General features: G+C 72.6%; 19 protein-coding genes. 7 read left to right on the top strand and 12 right to left on the bottom strand.

Features of this window, described 5'->3' with window-relative positions:
- Window positions 1-110: 110 nt before the first annotated feature.
- The 9 genes from WMF33_RS02110 to WMF33_RS02070 all read right to left on the bottom strand — a co-directional run bounded on the left by WMF33_RS02110 (window position 111) and on the right by WMF33_RS02070 (window position 17,133).
- Complete coding sequence (locus tag WMF33_RS02110) at window positions 111-569, bottom strand: hypothetical protein (protein WP_437335581.1); 459 nt, start codon at window positions 567-569, stop codon at window positions 111-113.
- Window positions 570-1,064: 495 nt separating this feature from the next.
- Complete coding sequence (locus tag WMF33_RS02105) at window positions 1,065-2,243, bottom strand: amidohydrolase family protein (RefSeq protein WP_437335580.1); 1,179 nt, start codon at window positions 2,241-2,243, stop codon at window positions 1,065-1,067.
- A gap of 26 nt (window positions 2,244-2,269) precedes the next feature.
- The gene (locus WMF33_RS02100) at window positions 2,270-4,495 is read right to left on the bottom strand and encodes a TOMM precursor leader peptide-binding protein (RefSeq protein ID WP_437335579.1); all 2,226 of its coding nucleotides are present in this window, start codon (window positions 4,493-4,495) and stop codon (window positions 2,270-2,272) included.
- A 116-nt stretch (window positions 4,496-4,611) separates the two neighbouring features.
- Window positions 4,612-5,460: a BMA_0021/BMA_0022 family TOMM bacteriocin gene (locus tag WMF33_RS02095; protein WP_437335578.1), complete on the bottom strand. Its 849-nt coding sequence runs from the start codon at window positions 5,458-5,460 to the stop codon at window positions 4,612-4,614.
- Complete coding sequence (locus WMF33_RS02090) at window positions 5,457-9,536, bottom strand: TOMM system kinase/cyclase fusion protein (protein ID WP_437335577.1); 4,080 nt, start codon at window positions 9,534-9,536, stop codon at window positions 5,457-5,459. The genes WMF33_RS02095 and WMF33_RS02090 overlap by 4 nt, the downstream gene beginning before the upstream one ends.
- Before the next feature lie 51 nt (window positions 9,537-9,587).
- On the bottom strand, window positions 9,588-11,345 hold the full coding sequence (locus WMF33_RS02085; protein WP_437335576.1) for a sigma 54-interacting transcriptional regulator: 1,758 nt from the start codon (window positions 11,343-11,345) through the stop codon (window positions 9,588-9,590).
- A 116-nt stretch (window positions 11,346-11,461) separates the two neighbouring features.
- Window positions 11,462-13,180 carry an ATP-binding protein gene (locus WMF33_RS02080; protein WP_437335575.1) on the bottom strand — a complete coding sequence of 573 codons (1,719 nt, stop codon included), beginning with the start codon at window positions 13,178-13,180 and terminating at the stop codon, window positions 11,462-11,464.
- A gap of 8 nt (window positions 13,181-13,188) precedes the next feature.
- Entirely contained in the window at window positions 13,189-15,144 is a 1,956-nt protein-coding gene (locus WMF33_RS02075; RefSeq protein ID WP_437335574.1) for a protein kinase domain-containing protein, read from the bottom strand.
- A gap of 87 nt (window positions 15,145-15,231) precedes the next feature.
- Entirely contained in the window at window positions 15,232-17,133 is a 1,902-nt protein-coding gene (locus tag WMF33_RS02070; protein WP_437335573.1) for a sigma 54-interacting transcriptional regulator, read from the bottom strand.
- A 289-nt stretch (window positions 17,134-17,422) separates the two neighbouring features.
- Between WMF33_RS02070 and WMF33_RS02065 the strand changes: the two genes are divergently transcribed.
- Window positions 17,423-18,253, top strand: coding sequence for a hypothetical protein (locus WMF33_RS02065; RefSeq protein WP_437335572.1), 831 nt, complete (start codon window positions 17,423-17,425; stop codon window positions 18,251-18,253).
- Window positions 18,254-18,307: 54 nt separating this feature from the next.
- Here the strand turns inward: WMF33_RS02065 and WMF33_RS02060 are convergent, their stop codons facing one another.
- The 3 genes from WMF33_RS02060 to WMF33_RS02050 form a co-directional block, all read right to left on the bottom strand.
- On the bottom strand, window positions 18,308-19,141 hold the full coding sequence (locus tag WMF33_RS02060) for a hypothetical protein (protein WP_437335571.1): 834 nt from the start codon (window positions 19,139-19,141) through the stop codon (window positions 18,308-18,310).
- A 1-nt stretch (window position 19,142) separates the two neighbouring features.
- The gene (locus WMF33_RS02055; RefSeq protein ID WP_437335570.1) at window positions 19,143-19,607 is read right to left on the bottom strand and encodes an ABA4-like family protein; all 465 of its coding nucleotides are present in this window, start codon (window positions 19,605-19,607) and stop codon (window positions 19,143-19,145) included.
- 78 nt (window positions 19,608-19,685) lie between these two features.
- Window positions 19,686-20,357 (bottom strand): TetR/AcrR family transcriptional regulator, encoded by a 672-nt coding sequence (locus WMF33_RS02050; RefSeq protein ID WP_437335569.1) that lies wholly within the window; start codon window positions 20,355-20,357, stop codon window positions 19,686-19,688.
- Window positions 20,358-20,633: 276 nt separating this feature from the next.
- On the opposite strand from WMF33_RS02050, the gene cobM reads away from it, so the two are divergent.
- The 6 genes from cobM to WMF33_RS02020 are packed head-to-tail and all read left to right on the top strand — an operon-like array spanning window position 20,634 to window position 26,616.
- On the top strand, window positions 20,634-21,425 hold the full coding sequence (gene cobM / locus WMF33_RS02045) for a precorrin-4 C(11)-methyltransferase (RefSeq protein WP_020465100.1): 792 nt from the start codon (window positions 20,634-20,636) through the stop codon (window positions 21,423-21,425).
- Window positions 21,422-21,982, top strand: a complete 561-nt coding sequence (gene cobO / locus WMF33_RS02040) for a cob(I)yrinic acid a,c-diamide adenosyltransferase (RefSeq protein WP_437335568.1) — start codon at window positions 21,422-21,424, stop codon at window positions 21,980-21,982. Before cobM ends, cobO begins: the two co-directional genes overlap by 4 nt.
- The gene (locus WMF33_RS02035; RefSeq protein ID WP_437335567.1) at window positions 21,982-23,517 is read left to right on the top strand and encodes a cobyrinate a,c-diamide synthase; all 1,536 of its coding nucleotides are present in this window, start codon (window positions 21,982-21,984) and stop codon (window positions 23,515-23,517) included. The genes cobO and WMF33_RS02035 overlap by 1 nt, the downstream gene beginning before the upstream one ends.
- Entirely contained in the window at window positions 23,514-24,101 is a 588-nt protein-coding gene (gene cobU, locus WMF33_RS02030) for a bifunctional adenosylcobinamide kinase/adenosylcobinamide-phosphate guanylyltransferase (protein WP_437335566.1), read from the top strand. The genes WMF33_RS02035 and cobU overlap by 4 nt, the downstream gene beginning before the upstream one ends.
- Complete coding sequence (gene cbiB / locus WMF33_RS02025; protein ID WP_437335565.1) at window positions 24,098-25,036, top strand: adenosylcobinamide-phosphate synthase CbiB; 939 nt, start codon at window positions 24,098-24,100, stop codon at window positions 25,034-25,036. Before cobU ends, cbiB begins: the two co-directional genes overlap by 4 nt.
- Window positions 25,033-26,616 (top strand): cobyric acid synthase, encoded by a 1,584-nt coding sequence (locus tag WMF33_RS02020; protein ID WP_437335564.1) that lies wholly within the window; start codon window positions 25,033-25,035, stop codon window positions 26,614-26,616. Before cbiB ends, WMF33_RS02020 begins: the two co-directional genes overlap by 4 nt.
- The last annotated feature ends 17 nt before the right edge of the window (window positions 26,617-26,633 follow it).

The raw sequence follows: 26,633 nt of genomic DNA, 5'->3' as shown, positions 1-26,633 counted from the left end.
CCGCTGCCGCCCTCGTCCCGCCCGGCCGACCGTCGCGCTCGCTCGAGGGGCAGAGCCACTTCGGCCCCTCTGGGCGACCTCTTGGCGAGGGAGCGATGGGCGTGCTCGCGCTACCCCCTCGTGGTGACCGTCCAGCCGTCCGACGTGGACTGGCCGCCTGTATCGGACTTCACGTCATAAATGATCTTGTCGCTCTCGATGACGACCGTGATGGTGCCGTCGAGATAGCTGAGCGCCTGCGGCGCCAAGGGCGTCACGAAGAAGCCCTGCGGCTTGCACTGCCCGGAAGAGACCACGCTGGGGAAGATCACCTTGCCTCCCTGCGTGAAGGTAACCGCGAAAGCGGACGTCACATCCTGCGACTTGTTGCTGCCTCTGGGCGTGTACAGGACGTGAACATCCGCCTGGTCCAGGGTGACGTTTTGCAGCTCGTAGCCGCTGCTGTTGGCCACCGCGACCTGCAGGGTATTCGGGACGTTCACGATGAGGTTGCTCTGGCCGTTGACCTGCGTGAAATTGATCGAGACCGTCTTCGGGTCCACCGTGAGAACTTGCTGGCTCTTGCTCATGATTAGCTCCTGCTCATTGGTTAGAATTGCCGTTTGATCGGCGACCTCGGGTCGAGGCCACCTTGGCCTCGACCGGGACACGAGGAGTCGGCCTTCTCCGCGGCGAGCAGCGCAAACGTCGCGTCCATCGCCGGCGGTTCCTCGAACGGTCGATAAAGCCGGGTCGCCTCGATCTCCTGTCCTTGTCCTGTCCTCGCCTATTGCAGCGCGCATGCCAGGCGCGCGAACCGCCGCGCGCGAGCCGCCGACGCGGCGATCGGCGCCGCCTGCGTGGGCGGGCAGGGCCCCCGGCAGCCGGCGACGACCGAGGCTGCTTCACCTGGAGACGCTGCGCTTCACCTGGAGACACGCGCGGTCGCCCCCGGCGTCGGCGGGACACGCGGGCAGACCAATCCCACCCCGGGCGGCCGGCTGCGCCCCCAGGTCGCGGCGAGCAATGCTGAGCGCATCGCCGCGCGCGCAATGCCCACGCGCGCTCCGTCCAGCGCCGGATACCTACGCGCTCGTCGATACGCCGGGATTCACGCCCATCAGGCCGCACGGGCTGTCCCAGAGGATCGCCCGCAGCGCCTCGTCCCCGAGCTCGCCCCGCAGCGCCATCACCTCATCGACCATCCCGGGCCCGTGATCGATGTGCGGGAAATCGGTCCCGAACACCATCCGCGTCGCGCCGATCTCCCGCACCACCCGGTCGAGCATCGCCTCGCCGGGCTCGAGCGCGATCCAGCACTGCCGCTGGAAGTACTCCGAGGGCGGCCGGCGCACCCGGCCGCGCACCTCGCCGCGCATCTGCGCGTATTCGACCTGATCGAGCCGCCAGAGCCAGTAAGGCAGAAAGCCGCACCCGGCCTCGAGCAGGCCCACCCGCAGCGTCGGGTGGGCCTCGAGCACGCCGCCCTCGACGAGCGAGAGCAGCGCCATCATCGCCTCCATCGGGTGAGAGCACGCGTGCTGGCCGAACCGCGTCTCGAAGCGATCGGCCCCCGCCGTGGCGACGCGCGCGTGCGTGCCCTCGTGGAGGAGCACGGCGATCCCGTGGTGCGCGCACGCCGCCCAGAACCGCGCGTGGGCGGGCGCGCTCAGCGTGCGGCCCTGCACCGGGTTGGGCCGGAGCACCACGGCGCGCGCGCCGTCGCGCGCCGCCTGCTCCAGATCGACCGCCATCGCCTCCGGATCGTGGCGCGAGAGCAGCGCCGGGCCGAGGAGCCTGTCCGGCGCGCTCGCGCAGAAGTCGCCCAGCCATCGGTTGTAGGCGCGGGCGTAGGCGCGCGCGCGCTCGGCGCCGATGCCGTCGTCGTGGACGAGATAGGATGCGTACGTCGGGAGCAGGACGGCGACGTCGACGCCGGTCGCGTCCATCTCGGCGAGGTGCCCCTCGGGCCTCTCCGAAGCGGCGAGGAGCTCGCGGCGGCGCGCGGCGGCGAGCCCGAGCTCGATGTAGGCCGCCTCGGGGACGCGCAGGATCGGCTCGCCGTCCACGCAGAGGATGGGGGGCGTGGGCAAGAGCGCGTGCTCGCCGAGGCGGCGCATCCGCGCGGCCAGCGGCTCGGGCGGCCCGAAGGGCGCGAGCCGAGGCGCATACGCCCGCATCGCTGCCGGCAGGTACTCCGCCCACAGGGCGACAGGCTCGGAGACGTGACGGTCGATATCGAGGATCCGGAAGCCATCTCGCATGCGCAGCTCCTCGGCGGCTATCGGGGCTAGACGAACAGAGGGACCGGGTTGAGCTCGCCCTCCTCGAGCGGGCGAGGGAGCCACCCCAGCGCGCACGGCACCTGGTACAGCCTCCCCGGGCCGAACCGGGGCCAGAAATGGCGCAGCCCCGGGACGATCACCTGGACCACGGGCAAGCCGATGTCGGGGCGGGTCTTGTCCACCGCGACGAGCTCCAGGCCCGCCTCGTCGAGGCGCCTCAGGCATCCTTCGATGTCGGCGCGCAGATCGGCCCCGCCGATCCGGGGCAGGCGCTCGGCCGCGACCCGGGGGAGATCCGGGCTCGGGAAGAGATGCGCGCGGCCCTGCAGCCGCTCGTGATCCCACGGCGCACGGCGCGCGCCCCCGGGATCGAAGAGCTGGTTCAGCTCGGTGAGCGAGCGCTGCACGGCGAGACGCGGGTCGAGGTGACAGCCGAACCCGATGGTGAACCGATCCTCCCGGGCCTCGTGGGCGAGCGCGACGCAGGTGGGGATACCGAGGTCGTGCGTCAGGTCGAGCACCCAGACGGCCCAGCCGAGGCGAGCGTAGTCCGCCTGGAGGGCCTCGAAGTACGGATCCCCGAAGCTGTCGAGCTCTATGGCCGGGCGCGCGAGCCGGTTGTACCACCAGATCGCGGCGGCATCGCGCTCCACGAGCTCGAGCAAGGCCTGCAATACGGCCTCTTCGAGGCAGGTGCCGGCCGCCACGCCGTTGCTGCAGGGGCCGCAGAACGCGGTGCCGCTCTCGGCCGGGGCCTCGGCGTAGCAGTAGGCCAGCGGGACGTAGCGCCGCTCGCGCTTGCTCAGCGACCACGCCGGGGTCCAGTCGATCCGGGTGCCCGCATCGAGCGGCTCCGGCACCCACTGCCGGCGATCCGCCGCCCGCGCGTTGAGGCCCGCGCGCTCGCGATACTGAGCCTCGCTGAAATTCAGCAGGTCCCCGAGCGCGAGCGCCGCCGCGCCGAGCTCGTCCTTGCTGCCGCGGACGCGCGCCTCGTCCCCCTGGTACACGCCGCTGTAGCGCTCGAGGGCCTCGCAGAGCGCGCTCACCCGGGCCTGGTCCGCGCTGCGCCCCTTGCCGGCGCAGCCCTTGTCGAAGACGTTGGTGCTCGGAACGCCCTCTCGAGGGCAGACGAGATAACCGGACGCGTACACGGCGCGGAGCTCGGTGTCGCGCCCCGGCATCGGGACGAGGTGCGTCACGGCGCCCGTGATCGGGCTGACGAGGTGCTGATAGCGCTCGTAGGTCCGCCGCGGGTTCTGCCGGCGATATCCGCCGTCCTCGAAATGCGCCTTCTCGACCGGCTGCAATTCGATCGGGCGCTCGCCGACGGCCGCCATCCGCGCCGGATCTCCGCACGCCGGGCACTGCGGCCTCCGGACCACCGCGTGGGCGGTGAGCTGGAACGTGGCCAGATCCAGGGCGAGCACCCGAGCGCTGAGCGCGTGGGGGGAGCTCGACTCGTTTTGGGCGAGCGCGCGGGCGATCGCCGAGGCGCCGAGCCCGCAGGCGGTCCTGACGCTCGCCTCGGTGGCCGCCCCGGGGGGAGCGACGTGGCCCTCGTGCCCCCGGCGCCGGCGAACGAGCTCCTCGACCGGGCGGTTCTGCCGCATCCAGAACGCCAGGCAATCCCAGCAGGGGCCGGCGCCGGGCTCGAAGGCGGGCCCGAGGAGCGGCTGGACGCCGGCTGGCTTGATCAGGAACCAGCGCGCGCCTTCGCGCAGCGCGCGGCGGTTGATCGAGGCGAGCTCGGGCCGCAGGTAGTCGTCGGTCACCACCACCTGCACGGCCGCCTCGCCGTCGATCCGCGCGCCTGCCTGTTCGAGCGCCTCGGTCATCCACCCGGCGAAAGCGGCCTCGCCCAGGGCCAGGACCGACACCGGCGTGCGGCTCAGGGCCTCGGCGGCCGCCCTGCCGTCGAGACCCACCCCGCGCCAGAACGCCGCGCTCTCGGACGGGAGCTCCGGTGTCGCGGGGACCAGGTAGCCGCGCGCCGCGAGCCGGCCCAGGGTGTACAGGGCCTCGGGCTCGGAGAGCCGGCCGGCCGCGGCGCGCAGGATCTCGCCCACCGTGCGGCGGCCGTCGACGAGCGCCGCCACCTCGGCGGTGCAGGCGCCGGAGAGGACGAAGCGCTCGCGCTCGCCGATCAGGAAGATCGCCCCGGTCTCCATGCGCTCGACGCGCAGGGTGGGCTTGAACGCCAGCACCTGGCTCAGCTCGAGAGGCTCCATCGTCGGTCCCGGTCCCAGCCATCAACGAGCGCGGGTGAACGGGGTCGCTCTGGCCGCGGCGCTGCGCCTCGGCCAGAGCTCACCCCATCGTTCCTCCGCCGCCGTCGTCGCCTCCATCAGCAGCAGCACGTGAAGGGGTACTCCGCTCCCGTGGCGTTGTACACGGCGAGCGCGACGGGCTCGGCGTTCTCGTCGCTCGGCGCCGTGGGCAGGTAGAGCGTGAGCGCGTGCGGCCGAGAAAACGTCCAGTATGACTGGCCCTTCGACGGCGGGTCGCTCGACGCGTCGGGCTTGATCCACTGGGCCCCATCGTCGTTCATGACACAGATGTTCATGTTCCAGGGCAGCCTGTAGCCGCGGATGGTCCTCAGCGCCGCGACGCAGTCGATCAGGAGCATCTGCTTGAAGTCCTCGCTGGCCCAGGCCTTGGCGATCGCCGCGAGCAGCACGACCTTGAACGCCTCGAACCCCTGGTCGGACGGGACGAAACCGCCGATCGGGGTGCCGCTCTGAGGGCCGAGGGCCGGCGTGATGAGGACCGGTTTCTTCCCGCCCGGACCGTACTCCGCCCCCCAGTCGTCGTCGAACAGCGACGCGCGCTGGCTGTAGTAGTCCGCGAGCGCCATGGCGCGTTCGGCGGCGCCCGTGGACGGGGCCGTGAGCGGCAGGTACATCGTCAAGGTGTCGAGCAGGTTCTTGGACCAGACCCACTCGTCGCCGATCCACTCGAATCGCCCCGGGGGGAGCCCGTCGCCCGCGATGTCGCCGCGCGGCGCCGGCCGCCCGGCGCTCACGATGTGGAGGGTGCATGCGTTCTGCCACGACCCCCAGTCGAAGCCGAAATAATCGAGCAGCGCACGGGCGGGGTCCTTGGTGAGCTTGTCCTCGAAAGCGGGCTCGGCCCACGCCTTCGCGATCGCGCGCAGGTAGGTCGTGCGAAACTCCATCAACTTGTTCATGCTCATCCATCGCCTCCTTCGTGGCTGTCGGCCTGGATCGCTCGCAGGCCAGGGTGAAGACGGAGCAGCTCGTCGAGCCGCGCTCGTCGTGGCTCGTCGCCCCCGGAGCGCTGGAGCAGCTCCAGCGTCGCCAGCGCCTCGACCCTCGGCACGGCGAAGCGCCGCGCGAGGAGGGCCGCTCGCTCCAGCGAGGTCCGCACGCCTTCGGCCGCAGGGTCTCGCCGCGCCGCGACCATCGCGCGGCGGAGGTGGAGCTCGGGCTCGTAGAAGTGCTCGTCGTTCTCACGGCACATGGCGAGACAGCGGTCGATGCGCTCGATGGCCGCGGTGAGCTCGCCGCGCGCCGCCTGGGTATCGGCGACCAGAGAGGCGTAGTACGAGAGGCCGAGCTTGCACCCGAGGTCCAGGAGGACGCCCACCATGGCCCGGGGGCGCTCCTCGTCGCCAGCCGCCCAGCCGTGGAGGATCACCCCGTATCCTTCGTAGGCGGGCAACCCGTATTTCCCGCTCAGGGCGAGGAGCTCTCCGGCCATGGCGGCGACCTCGCGCCGATCGCCGGCGAGCTGGCGGACCATGGCGCCGTACATCAGACAGAGGGCGATCGAGGGCACGTGGCCGACCTCTCGAGCCCACTCGAGGGCGCTCGCGATGAGCGCGAAGGCAGCTGTGGTGTCGCCCGAGAACCAGCAGAGCAGGGCCACGAACGACCTCGCCAGGACGAGCGAGTCCAGCCCGAAGCGCGCCCCGTGATCCCGATGCAGGTCGGGATCGTAGAGCTCGACGGCGCGCTCGACGGCGCGCCTCGCGTCCGCGTGGTCGCCATCCATGAACAGGGCGATGCCGTGGAGCGCCGAGGCGGCGGCGCGGAGCCCCTGATCGCCGGAGCGCTCGGCGAGGGCGACCAGCCCTTCGGCCAGCGCGCGCGCCGCGCCGCGGTTGCTGGCCACGTGATGGTAGGTGAACAGGAACCACAGCGTCGGCACCCGGTGCTCGCTGTCCTGATCGAGCCGCTCCAGGAGGCTGGCCGAGCGATCGGCGGTCGCCTTGACCCGCGGGTCGGCCCAGCCTCGAGTCGCCATGAGGGCCTGGGTCAAGACGCCGTTCGCGGCCAGCTCCGCCTCGACCGCTTCGGCGCCCGGCAGGGCGCCGGCCCACGCCGCGGCGCTGGACGCGTGCGCGATGGCCTCGGCGTAGGCCGAGCGCTGCAGCGCCTGCTCCGCGGCCCGCCGCGCGTACCCGACCGCCCGCCCCTCCTGCTCCGCCGCCGCGTGATGGTGCGCGAGCAGATCCGGCCGCGTCCGGACCACCTCCGGAAACCCCTCCTCCAGCGTCTGCGCGATGCGCGCGTGGATCCGCTGCCGCGCGCCGGTCGACAGCGACTCGTACGCCGCGTCCCGCATGAGCGCGTGCTTGAACATCCCCACCGCCTCCTTGCCCCGCCGCCTGCGCAGCGCGAGCCCCGCGTTCATCAGGCGCTCCAGGTCCTCCGCCACCGCCTCCGGGCCGAGCGGGCTCGCGGCCGAGAGCACCTTGAGGCTGAACTCCCGGCCCAGCGCCGCCGCGAGCTGGGCCGTCTGCTTGGCGCGCGCGAGCCGATCCAGGCGCGCCGTGAGCAGCGCCCGCAGCGTCCCCGGGATCGCCGCGCCCGAGAGCGGCCGGGTGAGCTCGTAGCGATCGTCCCGCTCCACCAGGAGCAGCGCGTCGAGCATCATCCGGAGCAGCTCCTCCGCGAAGAGCGGCACCCCGTCCGCGCGGTCCGTCACCTGCTCGATCACGGCGGGAGGCAGCGCCTTGTCGCCCACCAGCCCGGCGAGCATCTCCTCCATCGGCGCGCGCTCGAGGCGGCTCAGCGGGAGCAGCAGCACGTCGGCCGTCGAGAACGACGGCGAGAACTCGGGGCGCGCCGTCATGACGGCGCACAGCGGGACCGCGGGCGCCTCGCGAACGAGCTGCTCGAGAAACTCCATCGTGGTGGGGTCGGCCCAGTGCAAGTCTTCGGCCAACAGGAGGACCGGCCGCCTGTCGGCCATCGCGAGGAGCAGCGACGTGACCGCCTTGAGCGTCAGCGCCTTCTGCCGCTGCGCCGAGACGTCGAGCGGGGCGTACGGCTCGCCGAGGGGCAGGGAGAAGAGCGGCACGAAGAGCGGCATCGACTCGGCGAGCGCGAGGCCGTGGCCGGTGAGCTCCCCCTCGAGCCGCGCGATCTTGCTGCCCGCGTCGGGCTCCTGGTCGAGCCCGAGCGCGCGCTCGAGGAGCTCGATCACCGGGCGGAGGGGGCTGTTCTGCGTGTCGGGCGAGCACCGCGCCTCCAGGAAGGTGGGGTCGTCGCGCACGATCCGATGGCGCAGCGCGCGCGCCAGACAGCTCTTGCCGATGCCGGCCTCGCCGGTGATGAGGCTCGACTGGCCCGCCCCCTCGCACGCGCGGCGCCACCGCTCCACGAGGAGCCCGAGCTCTTGATCTCGGCCGCAGAGCGGCGCCCTCGAGCCCTCGGGGGTCGGCCACCTCGCCGCGTCGCCGTGCTCCTGCCGGAGACGGAAGGTCTCCACCGGCGCCACGATCCCCTCCAGGGAGCGGATCCCCTCGCTCTCGAGGTCGAAGGAGGCGCGCAGCAGCGCTTGCGACGCGGCGCTGACCGTCACGGCGCCCGGAGGCGCCAGCGCGGCGAGCCGCGCGGCGAGCCGCGGGGTGGCGCCGGTGACGAGGCACGCGCCGTCGAGGTCTCCCAGGTTCCCGTCGACCACCAGGCCGGTGTGGAGGCCGACGCTCGCCGCGATCCGGACGCCCCGCGCGGCGCTCGGCGGGCCGTCGGTCTGCTCGGTAGGCACGGCGCTGGCCATCGCCAGCGCCGCGCGGGCAGCGCGCTTGGCGTCGTCCTCCGCCGCGCTGGGGTAGCCGAAGTAGACGAGCAGATCGTCGCCGAGCGCCGCGGCCACGTACCCCCCGTGCCGGCGCCCGACGTCGGCGCAGAGGGCGAGCGCCGAGCGCAGCGGATCGTCCAGCGCCTCGGCGTCGGCGGCCTGCCCGGCGGCGGCGCGGGCCCTCAGGTGACAGCAGAGCGCCGTCAGCTGCCGGCGCTCGCCGTCGAGCGCGGGCGCCCTCCGTCGGTCGAGCGACCCGGCGACCGTCGCGGCCGAGGCGAGCGACCGCGTGTCCGCGCCGGACGAGGGGCCGCCGGCGCCGCCGAGCATCGCCTCGCGCGACAGGCCGCGCAGGCTGCAGGCCTCGAGCGCCTCGAAGAGCCCGCGGGCGGTGACGTCGCGCGCGCCTTCGTCCTTGCGGAGCGCGCGGGCGAGCAGGTCGCCGAGCGGGTGGCGCTCGAGCGCGGCGGGGAGCGGGACGGGCTCGGGGCCGAGCAGCCGATAGAAGATCTCGGCCTCCGTGCCGCCGTACGCCGGCGCGCCCGTCAGGCACTCGAGGAACACGAGGCCCCACGAGAACAGATCCGCGCGCGGCGAAGGCTCGGCGCCGCGCCACTGCTCCGGCGCCCCGTAGCCCGGCGTGCCCAGCGCGTCGTGGCTGCCGGTCAGGCGCATGGATCGTCCGTCGTCGAGCGCGGCGCCGATCCCGAAGTCGAGCACCAGCGCGTTGCGGCGGGCGCCCGTGGGGATCACCATGATGTTGCTGGGCTTGAGGTCGCGGTGGACCACGCCCGCCGCGTGGGCGCAGGCGAGGGCGTCGAGCACCTGGAGCATCAGGTGCCGCGCCTCGGACGGCGCGAGCGCGCCCTCTCGCTCGAGCAGCGCGGCGAGGTCGTCGCCGGGCGCGAAGGCGAACGCGGTGTAGAGGGTCCCGTCCTCGATCTGCCCCGAGTCGACGAGCTGGACGATGTTGGGGTGGTGAAGCTGGGCGCAGAGCCGCGTCTCGCGCAGGAAGCGCGCGGCCCGCCTGTCGGCCTGCGCGGCGCCGCCCTGCTCGGCGAGGCGCAGGATCTTCAAGGCGATCGGCTGCCCGGTGGTGAGCTGGCGGGCCTTGTGCACCACGCCGAAGCCGCCTTCGCCGAGCTTGGTCAGGACCTCGTAGCGCCCCGCGAACGTGGTGCCCGGCGCGATTGCGGCTTCGTTGGCGACGTGGCGCTGCATGCTCGAGCTCTTCGTCGACGGAGGCGCGCGGAGCGCGCCGGCACCTCTCCGTCAGGGCTCCCTGTCGGCGTCGAGCACCGCCAGGAGATCCGGATCGACCTCGCCCCCGAGCAGGTCCAGGACCTCTCGCACCCGCGAGAGCTCGCGGCGCAGCGCCCGGTGGTGGTTGCGGTTCTTGAGCAGCGGCTCCTGGCCGAGCAGCGTGAAGGCGTCGTCGCGGTTGCCCGTCCGCTGCACCGCCGCGCCCAGGACCATGCCCCGGAAGGCGTCGGTCAGCTCGAGCGGGAGCGGGGCGCCGCCGCCGCGGCGTCGCTCGGCCTCGCTCACGAAGCTGAGCGCCGCCCGCCAGAGCAGCTTGGCCAGCGCGCTCGGCTCGGCGTCGCCGTCGAAGGTGAGCGCGCGCTCGACGTGGCGCCGCTGGATCACGAGATCGCCCCCCAGGCCGCTCTGCCCCGCGAGCTGGAGCGCGTAGGCGCGACGGACGATGTTGTCGAGCTGGCGCAGGTTGCCCGGCCACGGCGCGGACACGAGGAGCTTCATGGCCTCGGGCTCGAAGCGCGCCGCGCCCTTGCCGTCGGCCTCCTGGTGGCGCCGGTTCAGCATGTACTCGGCCCAGCGCGGGAGCTCGTCGAGCCGCTCGGCGAGCGGGAGCAGCCGCACCGGCAGGACGTTGATGCGGTAATACAGGTCCTCGCGGAAGCGGCCGGCGCGCACGGCGGCGCGCAGATCGGCGTTGGTGCCGACGAGGAGGCGCGCGTCGGCGCGGCGCTCCCCCGCCCCGTCGTCGCCCAGCATCCGGTAGGCGCGCTCCTCGATGAAGCGCAGGAGGCCGGCCTGGGCCTTGAGCGAGAGCTTGTCGATCTCGTCGAGGAAGAGCGTGCCCTTCGCGGCGCGGGCGACCGCGCCCGGGTTGTCCTTGACCGCGCCGGTGAAGGCGCCGCGCTTCCAGCCGAACAGCTCGGCCATCTGCAGGTCCTCGGGCACGCCGAGGAGGTCCAGCGACTCGAAGGGCTGGCCCCGTCGCTGCGAGTGCTCGTGGCACCAGCGCGCGAGCCTGGATTTGCCGGCGCCGGTCGGGCCGGTGATGAGAATGGTGTCGTCCCGCGGGGCGAAGGCCCGGAGCAGCTCGACGAGGTGCGCGGTGCTCTGACCGACGACCGGCAGGAACTCGTCCGGGCTCGCCGGCTCGTCCGAGCGGAGCGGCAGCGCGCGGGCGGCGATGAACGCCCCGGCGATGCTGGCGAGGATCTCCAGCCCCTCGTAGCACTCCGCCCAGGGGAGCTCCCGTCCGACGGTCCCCCTGCAGCTCGCCTCGAGGGTGATCATGCCGTCGACGCTGCCGCCGGGCGCGCGCAGCGGGACGACATGCACGTGGGTCGCGTCGCGATCGAGCATGCGCTTGCGCGTGGCGTCGCCGGGCATGCCGGCCGCCTCCGGCGGGTCGCGGAGCTCGACCGCCCCGTCGCGCATCCAGGAGCGGATCGAGGCGCGCTGGACGTCGATCGAGACCGAACAGCGGTGCTGCTCGATCCAGCTCCAGACGCTGCCGGAGGTGAGATAGCCGGTGCCCTCGATGCGCGCGCCGCTCGCGCGGTCGATGCCGAAGAGGCGCTGGTAGCTGCCCTCGGGGCGGAGGTGGACGACGCCGCGCAGGACCCGAGCGCGGCTGGCGAGCGGGGTGTCGGCGAGCGCCTCCTCGACGCAGGCGAACATGGCCTGGAGGACCGCCGTGGCAGCGTCCTCGAAGTACGTGGCCGACACGAGGCGGGGGACGAGCGCGGTGAAGATCTCGTCACGGGATACGGTCACGGTAGGCAGCAGGTAAGCAGGATAACGGTGGCGGGTCCAGGTGGAACGACCTGGCTGGCGTCCCCCGCGGACGCAGCGCGTCCGGGCGGGACGCGAGCCCCCTCCTGGCTCGGAGGTCAGCTCCGAGGCGGCGCGCCGGCGGCCTTCGGCAGCGCGATCACCAGCTCGGTATACTCCCCCTCCTCGCTGTCCACCCGCATCGTCCCCTGGTGCCCCTGCGCCACGATTTCGCGGCTCAACGACAGCCCCAGCCCCGTTCCGTCTCCGGGCGCCTTCGTCGTGAAGAACGGCTCGAACACCCGCGCTTCGACGTTCTTGGGTATCCCCATCCCGTTGTCCCGAATGCGCACCTCGACGCGATCGCCCCGATCCGCGGTGCGGACGCGGAGCTCCGGCGCATAGCCGGCCCCGCGCTCGCGCTTCTTCTGCCGCATCGCATAGAGCGCGTTGTCGACGACGTTGAGGAACACCCGCCCCATGTCGAGCGTCGCCATCTCCACCGGCGCGAGCCCCGGATCGTAGGCCGCGACGACGCGCACGTCGAGGTCGCCGCCCTGCGCCCCGGCGAGCGCGAGCCGCACGCTCTCGTCCACCACCGCGTTCAGATCGGCCAGCGCGCGTTCGCCCGACGGGCGCCGGGCGTGCTGGAGCATCCGCCGGATGATCGCGTCCGCGCGCCGGCCGTGCTCGGTGACCCGGGCCATGCTGTCGCGCAGCTGGGTCAGGTTCTCCTCGATCCGCGCGCGCCCCCCGGGATCGAGCCGCGCCTCCTGCGCGCGCAGGCCCTCGGTCACATCCTGGGCGAGATCGGCGGCGATGTCGGCGAAGTTGTTCATGAAATTCAGCGGATTGCGGATCTCGTGGGCGATCCCCACGACCACCCCGCTGAGCGACGCGAGCTTCGCGTCCAGCACGAGCTGCATGCGCTCCACCGTCTCGCGCTCGAGGCGCCGGTACAGCGACGCGTTCTTCACGGCGACGGCGGCCTGGCTCGCGAACGCGACGAGGAAGTCCAGATCCGGCTCGGTGAAGACATGCGACGCGCTGAGGTTGTCGACGTAAAGCACCCCGATGATGTCGTCCTTGGGCTTGAGCGGGACGCACATCGAGGCTCGGACCGACGGGGCGACCACGGAGCGCGCCGCGCCGAGGCGCGGGTCGAGCACGGCGTCGGCGAACAGCGCCGCCACGCTGTTGCGCAGCACGTAGTCGACGATGTTCTGGCTGAAGATCGGCTCGTCGTCCGGCGAGGGCCGCGACGTCCTCACCGCGCGCCGCTCGAGCTGCCCCGTCGCCTCGCTGACGAGCAGGATGACCCCGCGGTCCACGTCGAGGATCTGAACGATGAGATCGAGGACCTTGTGGAGCAGGGTGTCGATGTCGTCGGAGACCGGGAGCAGCTTGGCAATCTCGATCAGGATCTGTAGCCGCGCCTCCGCGCTCGGCCGCCCGGCGCGGCCGGGCTTGGTGTCCCCCACGAGCTCGCTGATCGAGGTGTGCGTCAGGCGCCGGATCGCCTGCGGCCGGAGCGACGACTCCGTCGACGCACCGTCCACCGTGAACAAGAAGTCCAGATCGCCCAGCGTGATGGTGTCGCCGCTCCGGATCTCCCCGCGCTGGATCCGCGCGCCGTTCACGAACGTGCCGTTCTTGCTCTGCAGATCGACGATGAAGAACTTGCCCTCGGACAGCTCGATCCGCGCCTGGCAGCGCGACAGGCTCCTGTGCGGGATGCAGATCGCCTGATCCTCCGCGCGGCCGATGGTGACGGAGGCGCCTCCGATGAAGAAGACCTGCTCCTCAGGACCGCCGGGATTGTGGATGAGCGTCGGCACGGCTCGACCTATCGCATGGTGGTAGTCGTGGCGACCCGCACGGTCGCCTCGCTGTTCGCGGGGAGGGCGGCCCGATCGCGTCGCACCACGTTGAAGACGCTCACGGGAGGAGCGTCCGGCAGGAGGCTCCTCGCGCCGACCTCGTCGAAGTCGAACAGCTCCGGCGCCGCGTCGCGGACCGCCGCGTCGACGAGGATCTCTCCCGGCAGCGCCGCCCTGGCGAGGTGCGCGGCGGCGTTGACCGCCTCGCCGAGCACCGTGTAGTCGAGCCGGCCGTACGCCTGAGAGCCCACGCTGCCGGCGAGCACCTGCCCCGTGGACAGGCCGATGCAAATACCCTGCGCGTAGGGCGAGCTCTCTCCGGCGCGGCGCGCCACCGCCGCCATCTGCGCGCGGACGGACACGCACGCGCTGAGCGCCCTCGACAGGTGCTCGGGGCCCTGGAACACCGTCATCACGGCGTCGCCGAGGAACTTGTCCACGACTCCCCCTTTCGCCACGAGCTCCGGGACGATCACCTCGAAGTTGGCCCTGAGCAGCCTCATGGCCTCTGCAGGCAGCTTCTCCTTGATCACGGGCGTGAACTGGAAGACGCCGATGAAGGCCACCGTGGACATGACCGCCTCGCTCGCGAGCGCGATGGCAGGCCCCATCGCCCGGATCCGCTCGACCAGCGCCGCGCTCGTGTACTGGCGGAGGATCTTGTTCTCCTCGTCCGAGCGGGCGTTCCTCCGCAGCTCCGCCACGTGCTTGACCGTCTTGTCGATGGTCGCCTCGAGATCGGAGCGATGGAGCGGCTTGAGCAGGAAGTCGAAGGCCCCCTGGTTCATCGCGCTCCGGATGTTGCCCATGTCGCCATAGGCTGACATCATCACCGTCTTCGCGAACGGGTTCACCTCCGGGACGCGACCGAGGAACGTGAGTCCATCCATCCCAGGCATCTTGATGTCGGTCAAGATGACGTCGATATCGGGGTGGCGCCGGAGCTCGTCGAGCGCGACCTGACCGTTCTCGGCGAAGATGAACTCGTAGACCCCGTCGCGGATCTTCTGCCGGAAATGCAGCTTCATCATGAGCTGCATATCCGGCTCGTCGTCGGCGACGAGGACCTTGGTGGGGCCGCTGCTGGACTCGGTCACGGCCGCGAACGCCGCGACGAACTCGCGCGCGGACTGGAACCGCTGCGCCGGATCCTTCGCCAGCGCGCGCTCGAAGAAGCCGTCGAAGCCGGGGAGCAGGCCGGGGACGAGGCTCGACGGCGGCGGGAACCGATCGGTGCAGATGCTGATGAACAGCTCCCCGATCCCGCTCGCCGCGAAGGGGAGCCGGCCGGTGAGGGCCCGGTAGGCGATGACGCCGAGCGACCAGAGATCGCTGAGGTGGTTCGGCACGACGGCGCGGACCTGCTCGGGGCTCATGTACGACGGCGTCCCGATGGTCTTGCCGGCCGCGCCCTGAGGCTCTTCGTCCGACCGCTCGAAGACCGTCCACACCACGCCGAAATCGAGGAGCTTCACGCACTCCCCGGGCTCCTTCCGGGCCATGAAGACGTTCGCCGGCTTCAGATCGCGGTGCACGATCCCCGCGGAGCTCGCCGCCTGGAGGCCGACGGCGATCTGCCGGAGCAGCGCGAGCGTGGCCGACGGCGAGAGCTGCCGCTCCCGGACGAGCCTGCCCTCGAGGTCCTCTCCTTCGAGGAGCTCCATGACGATGTAGGGGCAATCCTCGTCGATACCGTACTCATGTATCTGTACGATGTGCTCGTTCCGGAGCCGGGCGATCGCCATCGCCTCTTGCTCGAAGCGGTGCCGCGCCGTGCTGGAGGTGACGTGCTCGGGCGTCATCACCTTGAGCGCCACGGGCCGGCGGAGCGCCTGGTCGAGCGCCTCCCAGATGACGCCCATCCCACCGCGGCCGATCTCACGTATCAGCGTGTACTTCCGCGCAATCGTACGGTTCGACATGTTCATCGCGAGGTGGCGCGCTCCCGGCGGCGCGCGTCCGCCGGGGTGCATCGAACATTGGCAAGAGTAGCAATCAGCACTCAGGAATCAGCAAGAAGAGGGCCGTTTCACGCCCAGCACCTTCATGCGGTACGACAGGGTCCGCACCGGCATCCCGAGCTGCCGCGCGGCTTCGGCCCGGCTCCAGCCCGCGGCTTCCAGCGTGTCGTGGAGGAGCTTGGCCTCGTACTGCTGCACTTTCCCGCGGACCGGCCGCCCCGCTTCGGCCGGCGCCTCCTCCGGAGGGGGCGGCGCCGAGGAGCGTGACCCCGAGTCCAGCGGCGCCGCGAGGCCGCCGGGCTCTGAAGCGCGGCCCGCGTGCGATGCGCGCTCCGGCTCTGCCGCGCGCTCCGCCGCGCGCACCCGCGGCGGCAGGTCCTCCGGCTCGATGATCGCGCCGCGCGCCACCACGACCGCGCGTTCGATCACATTCCGCAGCTCGCGCACGTTGCCAGGCCACGCGTAGGCGCCGAGCAGCGCGAGCGCCTCCGGGGCGACGCCCTCGACGTGTCGGCCGTTGGCCTCGCCGGCCGCGCGCAGGAAGTGCCGCGCGAGCGGCTCGATCTCGTCCCTCCGCTCGCGCAGCGGCGGGATGTCGACGACGACGCCGCTCAGACGGTAATACAGATCTTCCCGGAATGCGCCGGACGCGGCCATCGCCTCCAGATCCCGGTGCGTCGCCGCGACGACGCGCACGTCGACCTCGATCTCGCGGCTCGAGCCGACGCGGCTGAACGCCCCCACCTCGAGCACGCGGAGGAGCGCGGCCTGCGCCGCCGGCGGCAGCTCGCCGATCTCGTCCAGGAACACGGTGCCGCCGTCGGCCTCCTCGAAGACGCCCTTCTGCTGCTGCAGGGCGCCCGTGAAGGCCCCGCGCTCGTGGCCAAAGAGGGTGCTCTCGACGAGGTCCTTCGGGATCGCCCCGCAGTTGACGCGCACCATGCGCATCCCCTTGCGCGGCCCGCTCTCATGGATCATCCGCGCGAGGACCTCTTTGCCTGTCCCGGTCTCGCCGTGCAGGACGACCGGGATGCGCGAGGCCGCCACGCGCTTCACGGCCTCGATCAGCGCGCGCATCCGCTGGCCGGCGATGAACCCTCCCACGGCCGGGACGGCCGGGTCCTCCCCCGCGAGCACCGTGGCCGCAGCCGCGGAGGGGCCGCGCGCGACCGGGTGCTCGGGCGAGGCGCGGCGGGCGGCCTCGTGCGCGGCCGCGAAGAGCTCGTTCGCGCTGCTGCCGGCGTCGGGGTAGACGATGCAGCCCACGAGCAGCCGGGCGTCGCCGCCGATGGACGAGGCCGCGATGGCCTGGGCGATGCGGTTCGCCTCCTCGGCGCCGGTCTCGGGCAGCAGCACTTGGGCCGCGCCGGTGCCGTAGAGCGCCACGCGGTGCACCGGCTGCAGGCACGCGCGCACGACCTTGATCCAGCCCTCGGCCGTGACCGCCGCGCCGATACGCACATGGAGCAGCGCGAACGGGCGACGAAAATGTCGCGCGCGCGTGAGCTCGTCCTCCACGCGGCGCAAGAGCCTCTCCTCTCCCTCGAGATCGAGCGACTCTCCGCCGGCGCCGAGCGCCTGCACCCGCAGCGCGACGTTGCCGAGCACGATTTCATCCCCGACCGCGATCCCGGCGCGCGAGACGCGGCGGCCGTCGAGGAATGTCCCATTCTTGGATCCCAGATCGTCGACCCACACCCGCCCGCCGGAGAGGACGAAGCGGGCGTGCTCCCGCGAGAGGGTGCGATCGTCGATCCAGAGCGCTGCAGGCACGCTGCGCCCCACGACGAGCGGCGTGTCCGGCGAAAGCAAGCGTGTCTCGATTTTCCCGGCGTGGCGCCACATGAGGGCGATGCGCAGCGCCGCGCTTTGCTGCAGCGCCGAAGGCACCCCCGCCTCCAAGGTCCAGGTCGTCCCCGCGTCGTCCCGAACCGGTTCGCTTGACTGCATGTAACGCCCCTCGCCGCTCTCCATACCAGGTTCGTTCGACCGGTCCAAGCGACGCCGCCCGAGGCCGTCGCGAGATGTGGACAAAGGTAGGCACCGTGACAGTCACGACAGCCGACCTGCGGCCTGAGCGGATGTGACCGCTGGGACTCGATTGCCGAGCTCTGGACATTGGGACCCACGGTTTGCGCACCGCGCGAGCGGAGCGAGGGGGACGCGTGCGGCAGCAGGGCGCCGCCGGCGGTCCAGCGCGCCGGTGGACCGCGCCCGCGCGGCGGTGGTAGGAGGAGATATGGCGAAGAGGCGCGCAGCATGGATGTGGGCGGCGTGGACGCTCACAGCCGGCGGGTGCACCGCCCTCGTGGGGCTGGATGAGCGCTACCACCTGGTGGACGGGGCGGGCGGCGCGTCCAGCGCGACGGGCGGCGGGTCGTCGGCCTCGGCCACGGGCGGCGCGGGGGCCGGCGGGGGCGACGTCGACGTCCCGACGGACGTCGAGCTGATCGACGACATGGAAGATGGCGACAGCGCCATCACAGAGACCGGTGGCAGGCTCGGCCACTGGTACAGCTACAATGATGGAACAGGCACGCAATCTCCCCCGGTCTACACGGAGGAGATGCCCGTCGGGTTCGTCCCCGAGGCGCTCATGCCGCCGCGCGGCCAGAGCACGCTGGCGATGCACACGTTCGGGTCCGGCTTCACGGAGTGGGGCGCCGGGGTCGGCTTCGCGCTGAACGGCGAGGACATGCAGGTGTTCCCTTATGACGCGTCTGCGTTCGCCGGTATCATCTTCTGGGCCAAGCTCGGCGACGCGGGCGCCGAGGCGACCATGAAGGTCAACGTCTCGGACAAGGTCTCGGAGCCCGCGGGCGGGATCTGCGATGAAGCCGCGGGCTCGGGCGAGCCCAACCGGTGCTTCGATCACTGGTTCTACACCGCGCACCTCGGCACGGAGTGGGCCGAGGTCGTCATCCCCTTCGACGAGCTCACGCGCGAGGGCTGGGGCGCCGCGCCCGAGGCCCAAGCCCTCGACCGCGCAGGGCTCTACGTGATCGAGTTCCGGTTCGCGCAGGACGAGGATTTCGACGTCTACGTCGACGATGTCGCCTTCTACAGGTGATCGCCGGCGTCGGCGCCTCGAAGCGCGGGACCGCCGTCGTCCTTGGCGCGCGCGCTACATGCGAATCAGCGGCTGCCCCGCGAGCGCCATGAGGAAGAGCCCCAGCGCGACGACGCCATAGACGACGCCGAACGCGATGACCCACCGCACCGCCCGCCGCGTGCGCGACGCCGACCCCGACGCCCGCGCCGACAGCCAGGCTCCGAACAGCGGGACGGCCTGCAGCGCGTGCATCCCGAAGAAGTGCGCCGCGCGCAGGTCGCCGCCTCGCGTGCTCCAGTTGACGATGGGGAGCCCGGGCCCGCCGTCCGCGACGCCGACGCTGTGCGCGTTCTGCTCCGACATGAAGCCGCCTTCCGCGCACGCCAGCATGAACAGGAGAAAGCCCAGCCGGATGCCCCAGAGATAGGGCGCGGGCAGCGGAGGTCGCGTCGTCCAGAACCTGGACGCGAGGTACCCCGCGAGCCCCGTGTTCACCAGGATGGCGATGCCCATGAGCGCGAACACCGCCCCGTCGAACAGCGACGATTGGTTGAAATGCGACGCCACGCCCCGCGCCGCCTGCATGACGATCGCGAGCATCTCGAAGCTCACCATCGCCACCGTGCCCCAGACGACGGCCCGCCGGCCTCTCGGCGGGAGCGCGACGTCGCCGACGAGCCAGTTGATCGTCAGCAGGTAGATGGCGATCGAGGCGGCGAATTTCGCCGGCTTGATCCACGGGTTCAACCCCGTCACGAGGCGCGCGTCGAGCGGGGCGACGCCGAGCAGCAGGACGAGCAGCGCGACGTGGACGGCGGCCGCCGCGAACAAGACCGGGCTTCGCCGGAGGAGCTCCTCGATCGGGCGAGGGAGCTGGAGAGAGGTGTGCAGCGATCGCGCGCTCATCTCAGGCCTCCTCGGCGCGGAGGCTCGCCGCGATCCCGCCGCGGGCGCGCGCCGACCGCTCGGCCACGGCGCGCACGGCGAGGTAGAGCGCGAACCCCATCGGGCCGAGCATGAGCGTCAGGTAGAGCACGGGGGCCATGATCCAGGGCGAGATCTCGCGATCGCGGCTGTCGAGGTACACCCACCGGCCCACGAAGAGATCGAAGGCGAGGAAGTGGACCCAGCCGATGGTGGCGCCGGCCGGCGAGCCGAGCAGCGAGGCGACCGCCGCGAGGCTCGGTCGGTTGACGATCGGCAGCACCTCGCCGACGACCGGGAGGACGAGCGCCGTATAGAGCAGCGCGGGCGCGACGATCACGAGCGGCGACTCCATGATCCGCCGCGTCCAGCGAGAGCGCGGCAGAAAGATCATCAAGGCCCAGAACGGTAGTACGAGGAAGCCACTCAGACCAAAGACTCGATCCATCACACCCTCCATCGACGAAAAAGTAACGTCGAAATCATTCGTAACAGTGTTAACTTTGCGAAAAAAAAAAGAGAGCGGTCAGGGGCGCAGGCCTCGAACCATCATCTTCATGGCGATCCCCATGGTCCGATCGACGTCATCGGGGCCGAAGCGGCCGCCGTTGGCCAGGGCGAGGGAGGTGATCCCGTGGACCAGGGCCCAGACCACCTGGCTGTGGCGCTCGACGTCGCCGCGCTCTATCGCGCCGGCATCCATCGCGGACGCGACCGCTTTTTGCAGCACGTCGAACGACCCGACCATCGGCTGCTGCTGCTCCTTCCGCTGGTCGAAGACGAAGTCGAACCGCTGCATGAACATCAGCCGGTAGTGCACCGGGTTCTGCATGCCGAACCGAACGTACGCGGCGCCGAGCGCCACCATCCGCTCGGTCGGGTCCGCCGCGCTCTCGGCCGCCGCGACGAGCTTTCGTTGGAACTCGGTGAAGCCCTCGTGGACGATGGCGAACAGGAGATCGTCCTTGTTCTCGTAATAGCGGTAGATCGTCGTCGCCGAGTAGCCGATGCGCTCGGCCACCTGGCGCATCGAGAACGCCTCGTACCCCTGCTCCAGAAACAGCTCGCCCGCCGCCGCCAGGATCGCGCCCCGCAGGTTCTCTTTCTGCTGCTCGCGGCGCTGCAAGCTCGACGCCTGCAGGCGCTCCGCCTGGGTCGCGCCGCCGGTCTTCGTGGTCTTCACGCGCGTGCTCGCCATGTCCGTGTCGTGTGGCCGCTGGGCGGCGGCGCAGGCCCCCGCGCCGCCAGTTCGTAACAGTGTTACTTTGTATAACAGTGAGCCAACCGCGGTCAAGGATCTTTCTCGGCGACGCGGCCGGAGCCGCGCCCGCGGCGGCGCGACCGGAGCTGCGCCCGCGGCGGCGCGACCGGAGGCTCCACGATGAGCCCTGGCGTTCGCCGCGCGTTCGCTCTAGCTTCGCGCGCCCGCAGTCCCCGGCGCGACCGCCGGCGCACGACACGAGGAGAGAACCCCATGCGCGTCTACATCATCGGCGCGGGCCCGGGCGATCCCGGGCTCATCACGGTCCGCGGCGCCGAGCTCGTCGCCCGCTGCCCGGTCGTCATGTACACGGGCTCCCTCGTCCCGCGGGAGATCGTGGCGTCCGCGCGGCCGGACGCCCGGGTCATCGACTCGTCGGGCATGACCCTCGACCAGATCGTGGAGGTCTTCGTCGAGGCCAGGGACGCGGGGCACGACGTGGCGCGCGTGCACACGGGCGATCCGGTCCTGTTCGGGTCGACGGCCGAGCAGATGCGCCGGATGGAGGCGCTCGGGATCCCCTACGAGATCGTCCCCGGCGTCTCGTCGTTCACCGCGGCCGCCGCGGCGCTCGGGCGCGAGCTCACGCTGCCCGAGCTCTCGCAGACCGTGATCCTGACGCGCGCCGAGGGGCGCACGCCGGTGCCGCCCGCCGAGCGGCTCGAGGAGCTCGCGCGCCACCAGGCGACGCTCTGCCTGTTCCTCAGCATCACCCTGCTCAAGGACGTGACCGCGGCGCTCATCCCGTCCTACGGCGCCGACTGCCCGGTCGCCGTGGTGCACAAGGCGAGCTGCCCCGATCAGAAGATCGTGACGGGCACGCTCGCCGACATCCGGGAGAAGGTGCGGGCCGAGGGGATCAAGAGCCAGTCGATGATCCTCGTGGGCCGGGTGCTCACGTCCACGGATTTCGCCGACTCGCGGCTCTACGATCCGGAGTTCAGCCACCGCTTCCGCAAGGCCGAGAAGGCGCGCGCGCCCCGCCCGGCGGAGGAGGGCTCGTGAGCGCGGAGCAAGGGGCCGGGGCGGGCGCGACGGCGGCGGGCCGACGAGGGCTCGTCATCGTCTATACCGGCCACGGCAAGGGCAAGACGACGGCCGCGCTCGGGATGGTGTTCCGGGCGCTCGGCCGGGGCATGCGCGTCGCCGTGGTGCAGTTCATCAAGGGGAAATGGAAGACGGGAGAGCGCCTGTTCGCCGAGACGCTCCCCGGGCTGACCTTCCTCGTGATGGGGCGCGGCTTCACCTGGGAGAGCGACGACCTCTCGCGCGACAAGGCGGCGGCGCGCGCGGCCTTCCAGGAGGCCGCGGCGCTCATCGGGGGCGGCGAGCAGGACATCGTGGTGCTCGACGAGATCACGTACGCGCTGCACTACGGCTTCATCGCGGAGGACGAGCTCCTCGCGGCGCTGCGCGCGAGGCCCCCGCACGTGCACGTCGTGATCACCGGCAGGAACGCCCCCGACGCGCTGGTGGCGCTCGCCGATCTGGTGACCGAGATGCGGCCGGTGAAGCACCCGTTCGAGCAGGGGATGAAGGCCCAGATCGGAGTCGATTTCTGATGTCCCCGGCCATCCCCCGGCTCGTCGTCGCCGGCACGGCGAGCGGCGTCGGGAAGACGACCGCGACCGTGGCGATCGCGCGCGCTCTCCGCGCACGCGGCCTCCGGGTCGCCCTGTTCAAGTGCGGGCCCGACTACCTCGATCCCACGTACCACGGCCGCGCCGTCGCCGGGACGTCGCACAACCTCGACGGCTGGATGATGGGCCGGGACGCGGTCCTGTCGACGTTCGCGGCGGAGGCCGCGGGCGCCGACGTGGCGCTGATCGAGGGGGTGATGGGGCTGTTCGACGGGGCGAGCCCGACCGGGGAGGAGGGCTCGACGGCGGAGATCGCGAAATGGCTCGAGGCGCCGGTCGCGCTCGTGGTCGACGCGTCCGGGATGGCCCGCAGCGTCGCGGCGCTGGTGCAGGGCTTCGCGGGCTTCGATCCGGCGCTCCGCGTGGCGGCGGTCGTGTGCAACCAGGTCGGCAGCCGGGGGCACCTCGACATCCTCCGACAGGCGCAGGCGCAGCGCTCGCCGCCGGTGATCGGCGGCCTGCCGCGCGACCAGGCGCAGCGCTTCCCCGAGCGGCACCTCGGCCTGCGGACGGCCGACGAGGCCGCGATCCCCGAGGGGCGCTTCGATCACTGGGGCGCGCAGGCCGAGGCGTGGATCGGGCTCGACGCGCTGCTGGAGATCGCGCGCGGGGCTCCGGCCTTGCCGGTGGCCTCCGATGCGGCGACGTCGGCGGCCGCGCCGGCCGCATCCGACGCGACGGCGGCGCCGGCCGGCGCTGCTGCCGCCGCAGGGGCAGCGCCGCGCCGGGCGCGCATCGGCGTGGCGTTCGACGAGGCGTTCCACTTCTACTACGCGGACAACCTGCGCCGCCTGGAGGCGGCGGGGGCGGAGCTCGTGCGGTTCTCGCCGATCCGCGACGCGCGCTTGCCCGACGTGGACGCGCTCTACCTCGGCGGCGGCTACCCCGAGGTGCACGCGGAGCGCCTGACCGAGAATGCCGCCCTGCGCGCCGAGATCCGCGCCTTCGCCGGCGGCGGGGGCCCGATCTACGCCGAGTGCGGCGGGCTCATGTACCTGACCGAGGCGATCCGCACGCTCGACGGCCGCGCGCACCCCATGGTCGGGCTCGTGCCGGCCGAGGCCGTGATGTGCGAGAAGCTGCAGGCGCTCGGCTACGTCGAGGTCGAGACGCAGGCGCGCACGATCCTCGGCGGCGCGGGGCTGCGCTTCCGCGGGCACCAGTTCCGCTACTCGGAGCTCCGCCCCGCGGCGCCCGCGCACGCCGCGCAGGCGCCCTCGCCCGCGTCGCCGCCCTCGCCCGCGGCGCCGCCGCCCTCGCCCGCCGCTGAGGCGCCCTTGCCGATCGAGCACGCCTACTCGGTGCGGCGCCGGCGCGGTGGCCAGGTCGCGCGCGAGGGGTACCGGGCGCAGAACGTCCTCGCCTCCTACGTGCACGCGCACTGGGCCTCGAACCCGCGCGTCCCCGAGGGGCTCGTGGCGAGCGCCGCCGCGCACCGGAAGGAGCGGGCGCGATGACCCGGCACGGCGCGGCGCCGCGGCGGGTCGCGCTCGTCGGCGGCGGCGTGCGCTCCGGCAAGAGCGCGTTCGCGCTGGCGCTCGGGCGCTCGCTCGGGGAGCGCCGCGCCTTCGTCGCGACCGCCGAGCCGTTCGACGACGAGATGCGCGCGCGCATCGACGCCCACGCCCGCGAGCGCGGCGACGCGTTCGTCACCGTCGAGGAGCCGGTCGCGCTCCCGGAGCGCATCGCCTCGCTCACCGACGTCGACGTGATCGTCGTCGACTGCCTCACCCTCTGGCTCTCGAACCTGCTGCTCCGCGACGAGACCGAGGGCCGCGCGCCCGAGCGGATCGAGGCGCGCATCGAGGCGCTCGCGGCCGCCGTCGAGTCGGCGGCGCCCCACGTCGTCCTCGTCTCGAACGAGGTGGGCATGGGCGTGGTCCCCGAGAGCCGGCTCGGCCGGGTCTTCCGCGACCTCGCCGGCCGCGCGCACCAGCGGCTCGGCCGCTCGGCGAGCGAGCTCTACGTGGCCGTGATGGGCGCGATCCTGCGCCTGCGCCCCGGGCCGGTCGCGCTCGTCGGCGGCGAGGACGGGCGATGACGGCCGCCGCGGCGCTGCTCCTCGCGGTCGCGCTCGACCTCGCCTGCGGCGAGCCGCCCGCCGCCGTCCACCCGGTCGTGTGGATGGGCTCCGCCATCGGCGCGCTGAAGCGCCGCGCGCCGCGGGGCGGCCGCGCGGCCGAGCTCCTCTTCGGCGCGCTCATGGCCCTCGCCGTGCCCTGCCTCTTCGCGGCGCTGGGCGCCTTCGCCGCCGCGCTGATCGCCCCGCACCCGGTCCTCGGCGTCGCTTTGGCAGGGCTCCTTCTGAAGCCCACCTTCGCCCTCCGCGCGCTCCGCGACGCGGCCTTCGGCGTGCGCGACGCCCTCGCGGCCGGCGACGTCCCGGCGGCGCGCGGCGCCCTGCGCAGCCTCTGCAGCCGCGACCCGTCGGAGCTCGACGAGCCCGCGCTGGTCGCCGCGTCGGTCGAGTCGGTCGCGGAGAACGCGTCGGACAGCTTCGTCGCGCCGCTCTTCTATTTCGCCCTCTTCGGGCTGCCAGGCGCGCTCTTCTACCGCGCCGTGAACACCCTCGACGCGATGATCGGCTACCACGGCCGCTACGAGTACCTCGGCAAGGCGTCGGCGCGGCTCGACGACGCGCTGAACTTCGTGCCGGCGCGGCTCACCGCGCTCCTGCTCCTCGCGGCCGGCTGGCTCCGCGGCGCCGACGCGCGCCGCGGCCTCCTGGTGCTCCGGCGCGACGGCGGCCGCACCGAGAGCCCGAACGCGGGCCGGCCGATGGCGGCCATGGCGGGGCTGCTCCGGGTCGAGCTCGAGAAGCGCGGCCACTACCGGCTCGGCGACGCGATCGAGCCGCTCCGGCGGGAGCTCATCGACGAGGCCTGCCGGATCGTGGCGCTCGCGGCGCTGCTCTTCGCCGGGCTCGCGGCGGCCGCGCTCGCGGCGACCTCCCTCGGACAGGAGCTTTGGCGATGACAGCGCTCACGGTGATGGTGCAGGGCACGGCGTCCTCGGTCGGCAAGAGCCTGCTCTGCACGGCGCTCTGCCGGATGTTCCAGCGGCGGGGGCTCCGGGTGGCGCCGTTCAAGTCGCAGAACATGGCGCTGAACTCGTTCGCGACGGTGGACGGCGGCGAGATCGGCCGGGCGCAGGCGGTGCAGGCCGAGGCGGCGCGCGTGCCGCCGACGGTCGACATGAACCCGGTGCTGCTCAAGCCGGAGGGGGACTCGCGCTCGCAGGTGGTCGTCCTCGGCAAGCCGATCGGGAGCCTGCACGCGCGCGACTACTTCGCGTACCGGGGGGAGCTCAAGGAGATCATCGCCCGGTCGCTCGGGCGGCTCCGGGAGGCGCACGACGTCGTGGTGATCGAGGGGGCGGGCAGCCCGGCGGAGATCAACCTGAAGGACCGCGACATCGTGAACATGCACGTCGCGCGCGTCGCCGACGCGCCGGTGCTCCTCGCGGGCGACATCGATCGCGGCGGGGTGTTCGCGGCGCTGGTCGGGACGATGGCGCTGCTCGAGCCCGACGAGCGGGCGCGCGTCGCGGCGTTCGTGATCAACAAGTTCCGCGGCGACATCAAGCTGCTCGAGCCGGGGCTCGAGATGCTCACGGCGCGGACGGGCGTCCCGGTGCTCGGGGTGGTGCCGTACCTGAAGCAGCTGCGGATCGCGGACGAGGACTCGGTGTCGCTGGAGGGCCGGCGGCGGCGGGCGCCGGCGGGCCCGGGGGAGCTCGACATCGCGGTGGTCCGGCTGCCGCGGATCTCGAATTACGACGACGTGGAGCCGCTGGAGCACGAGCGGGGCGTGGTGGTGCGGTTCATCGAGCGGCCGGACGAGCTCGGCGCGGCGGATCTCGTGGTGCTCCCCGGGACGAAGAGCACGATGGCCGATCTCGCGTGGCTGCGCGAGAGCGGCCTGGCCGAGGCGGTGGCGGCGCGCGCGCGGCGGGGCGGGTGGACGCTCGGGATCTGCGGCGGCTGTCAGATGCTCGGCGGGGCGATCGAGGATCCGGAGGGCGTCGAGTCGGCCGAGCCGTCGGCGCGGGGGCTGGGGCTGCTCGACGTGTGGACGCGGTTCGAGCGGACCAAGACGACGGCGCAGGTGCGGGCGCGGATCGCGGGAAGGTCGTTCCTCGGCGTGGTGAGCGATGGAGAGGGAGCGGGCGGAGAGGGAGCGAGCGGAGAGGGAGCGAGCGGGGGGGCGGGAGAGCTGACCGGCTACGAGATCCACATGGGGCAGGTGGAGCGGGTGGGCGGCGCGCGCGCGGCGTTCGCGATCCGGTCGAGGAGCGGCCGGGCCGAGGCGGCGCTCGACGGGGCGGTGTCGGCGGACGGCGCGGTGGTGGGCACGATGATCCATGGGCTGTTCGAGAACGACGGGCTCCGGCGGTCGCTCCTCGCGGCCCTGCGCGCGCGGCGGGGGCTCGCCGCGCCCGCGGGGGAGCCGGCGATCCCGAGCCGGCACGAGGAGTACGACCGGCTCGCCACGGCGGTGGAGTCGAGCCTCGACCGGGGGCTGCTCGACCGGATCGTGGGGCTGGATCGGCGCTGAGCGGCGGTGGTGCGGAG

Origin of the sequence: Sorangium sp. So ce394 (assembly GCF_051474665.1) — a bacterium.
Taxonomy (GTDB): domain Bacteria; phylum Myxococcota_A; class Polyangia; order Polyangiales; family Polyangiaceae; genus Sorangium; species Sorangium cellulosum_D.
This window is presented reverse-complemented; position numbering and strand designations above follow the sequence as displayed.

Bases quoted from the DNA above. Each gene is read 5' to 3' on its own strand.
- WMF33_RS02060 (WP_437335571.1), bottom strand. From the start codon at position 19,141: ATGAGCGCGCGATCGCTGCACACCTCTCTCCAGCTCCCTCGCCCGATC.
- WMF33_RS02110 (WP_437335581.1), bottom strand. From the start codon at position 569: ATGAGCAAGAGCCAGCAAGTTCTCACGGTGGACCCGAAGACGGTCTCG.
- WMF33_RS02050 (WP_437335569.1), bottom strand. From the start codon at position 20,357: ATGGCGAGCACGCGCGTGAAGACCACGAAGACCGGCGGCGCGACCCAG.
- WMF33_RS02020 (WP_437335564.1), top strand. From the start codon at position 25,033: ATGACAGCGCTCACGGTGATGGTGCAGGGCACGGCGTCCTCGGTCGGC.
- WMF33_RS02070 (WP_437335573.1), bottom strand. From the start codon at position 17,133: ATGCAGTCAAGCGAACCGGTTCGGGACGACGCGGGGACGACCTGGACC.
- WMF33_RS02035 (WP_437335567.1), top strand. From the start codon at position 21,982: ATGTCCCCGGCCATCCCCCGGCTCGTCGTCGCCGGCACGGCGAGCGGC.
- cobM (WP_020465100.1), top strand. From the start codon at position 20,634: ATGCGCGTCTACATCATCGGCGCGGGCCCGGGCGATCCCGGGCTCATC.
- WMF33_RS02100 (WP_437335579.1), bottom strand. From the start codon at position 4,495: ATGGAGCCTCTCGAGCTGAGCCAGGTGCTGGCGTTCAAGCCCACCCTG.
- WMF33_RS02090 (WP_437335577.1), bottom strand. From the start codon at position 9,536: ATGCAGCGCCACGTCGCCAACGAAGCCGCAATCGCGCCGGGCACCACG.
- WMF33_RS02095 (WP_437335578.1), bottom strand. From the start codon at position 5,460: ATGAGCATGAACAAGTTGATGGAGTTTCGCACGACCTACCTGCGCGCG.
- WMF33_RS02105 (WP_437335580.1), bottom strand. From the start codon at position 2,243: ATGCGAGATGGCTTCCGGATCCTCGATATCGACCGTCACGTCTCCGAG.
- WMF33_RS02065 (WP_437335572.1), top strand. From the start codon at position 17,423: ATGGCGAAGAGGCGCGCAGCATGGATGTGGGCGGCGTGGACGCTCACA.
- cbiB (WP_437335565.1), top strand. From the start codon at position 24,098: ATGACGGCCGCCGCGGCGCTGCTCCTCGCGGTCGCGCTCGACCTCGCC.
- WMF33_RS02075 (WP_437335574.1), bottom strand. From the start codon at position 15,144: ATGTCGAACCGTACGATTGCGCGGAAGTACACGCTGATACGTGAGATC.
- cobU (WP_437335566.1), top strand. From the start codon at position 23,514: ATGACCCGGCACGGCGCGGCGCCGCGGCGGGTCGCGCTCGTCGGCGGC.
- WMF33_RS02055 (WP_437335570.1), bottom strand. From the start codon at position 19,607: ATGGATCGAGTCTTTGGTCTGAGTGGCTTCCTCGTACTACCGTTCTGG.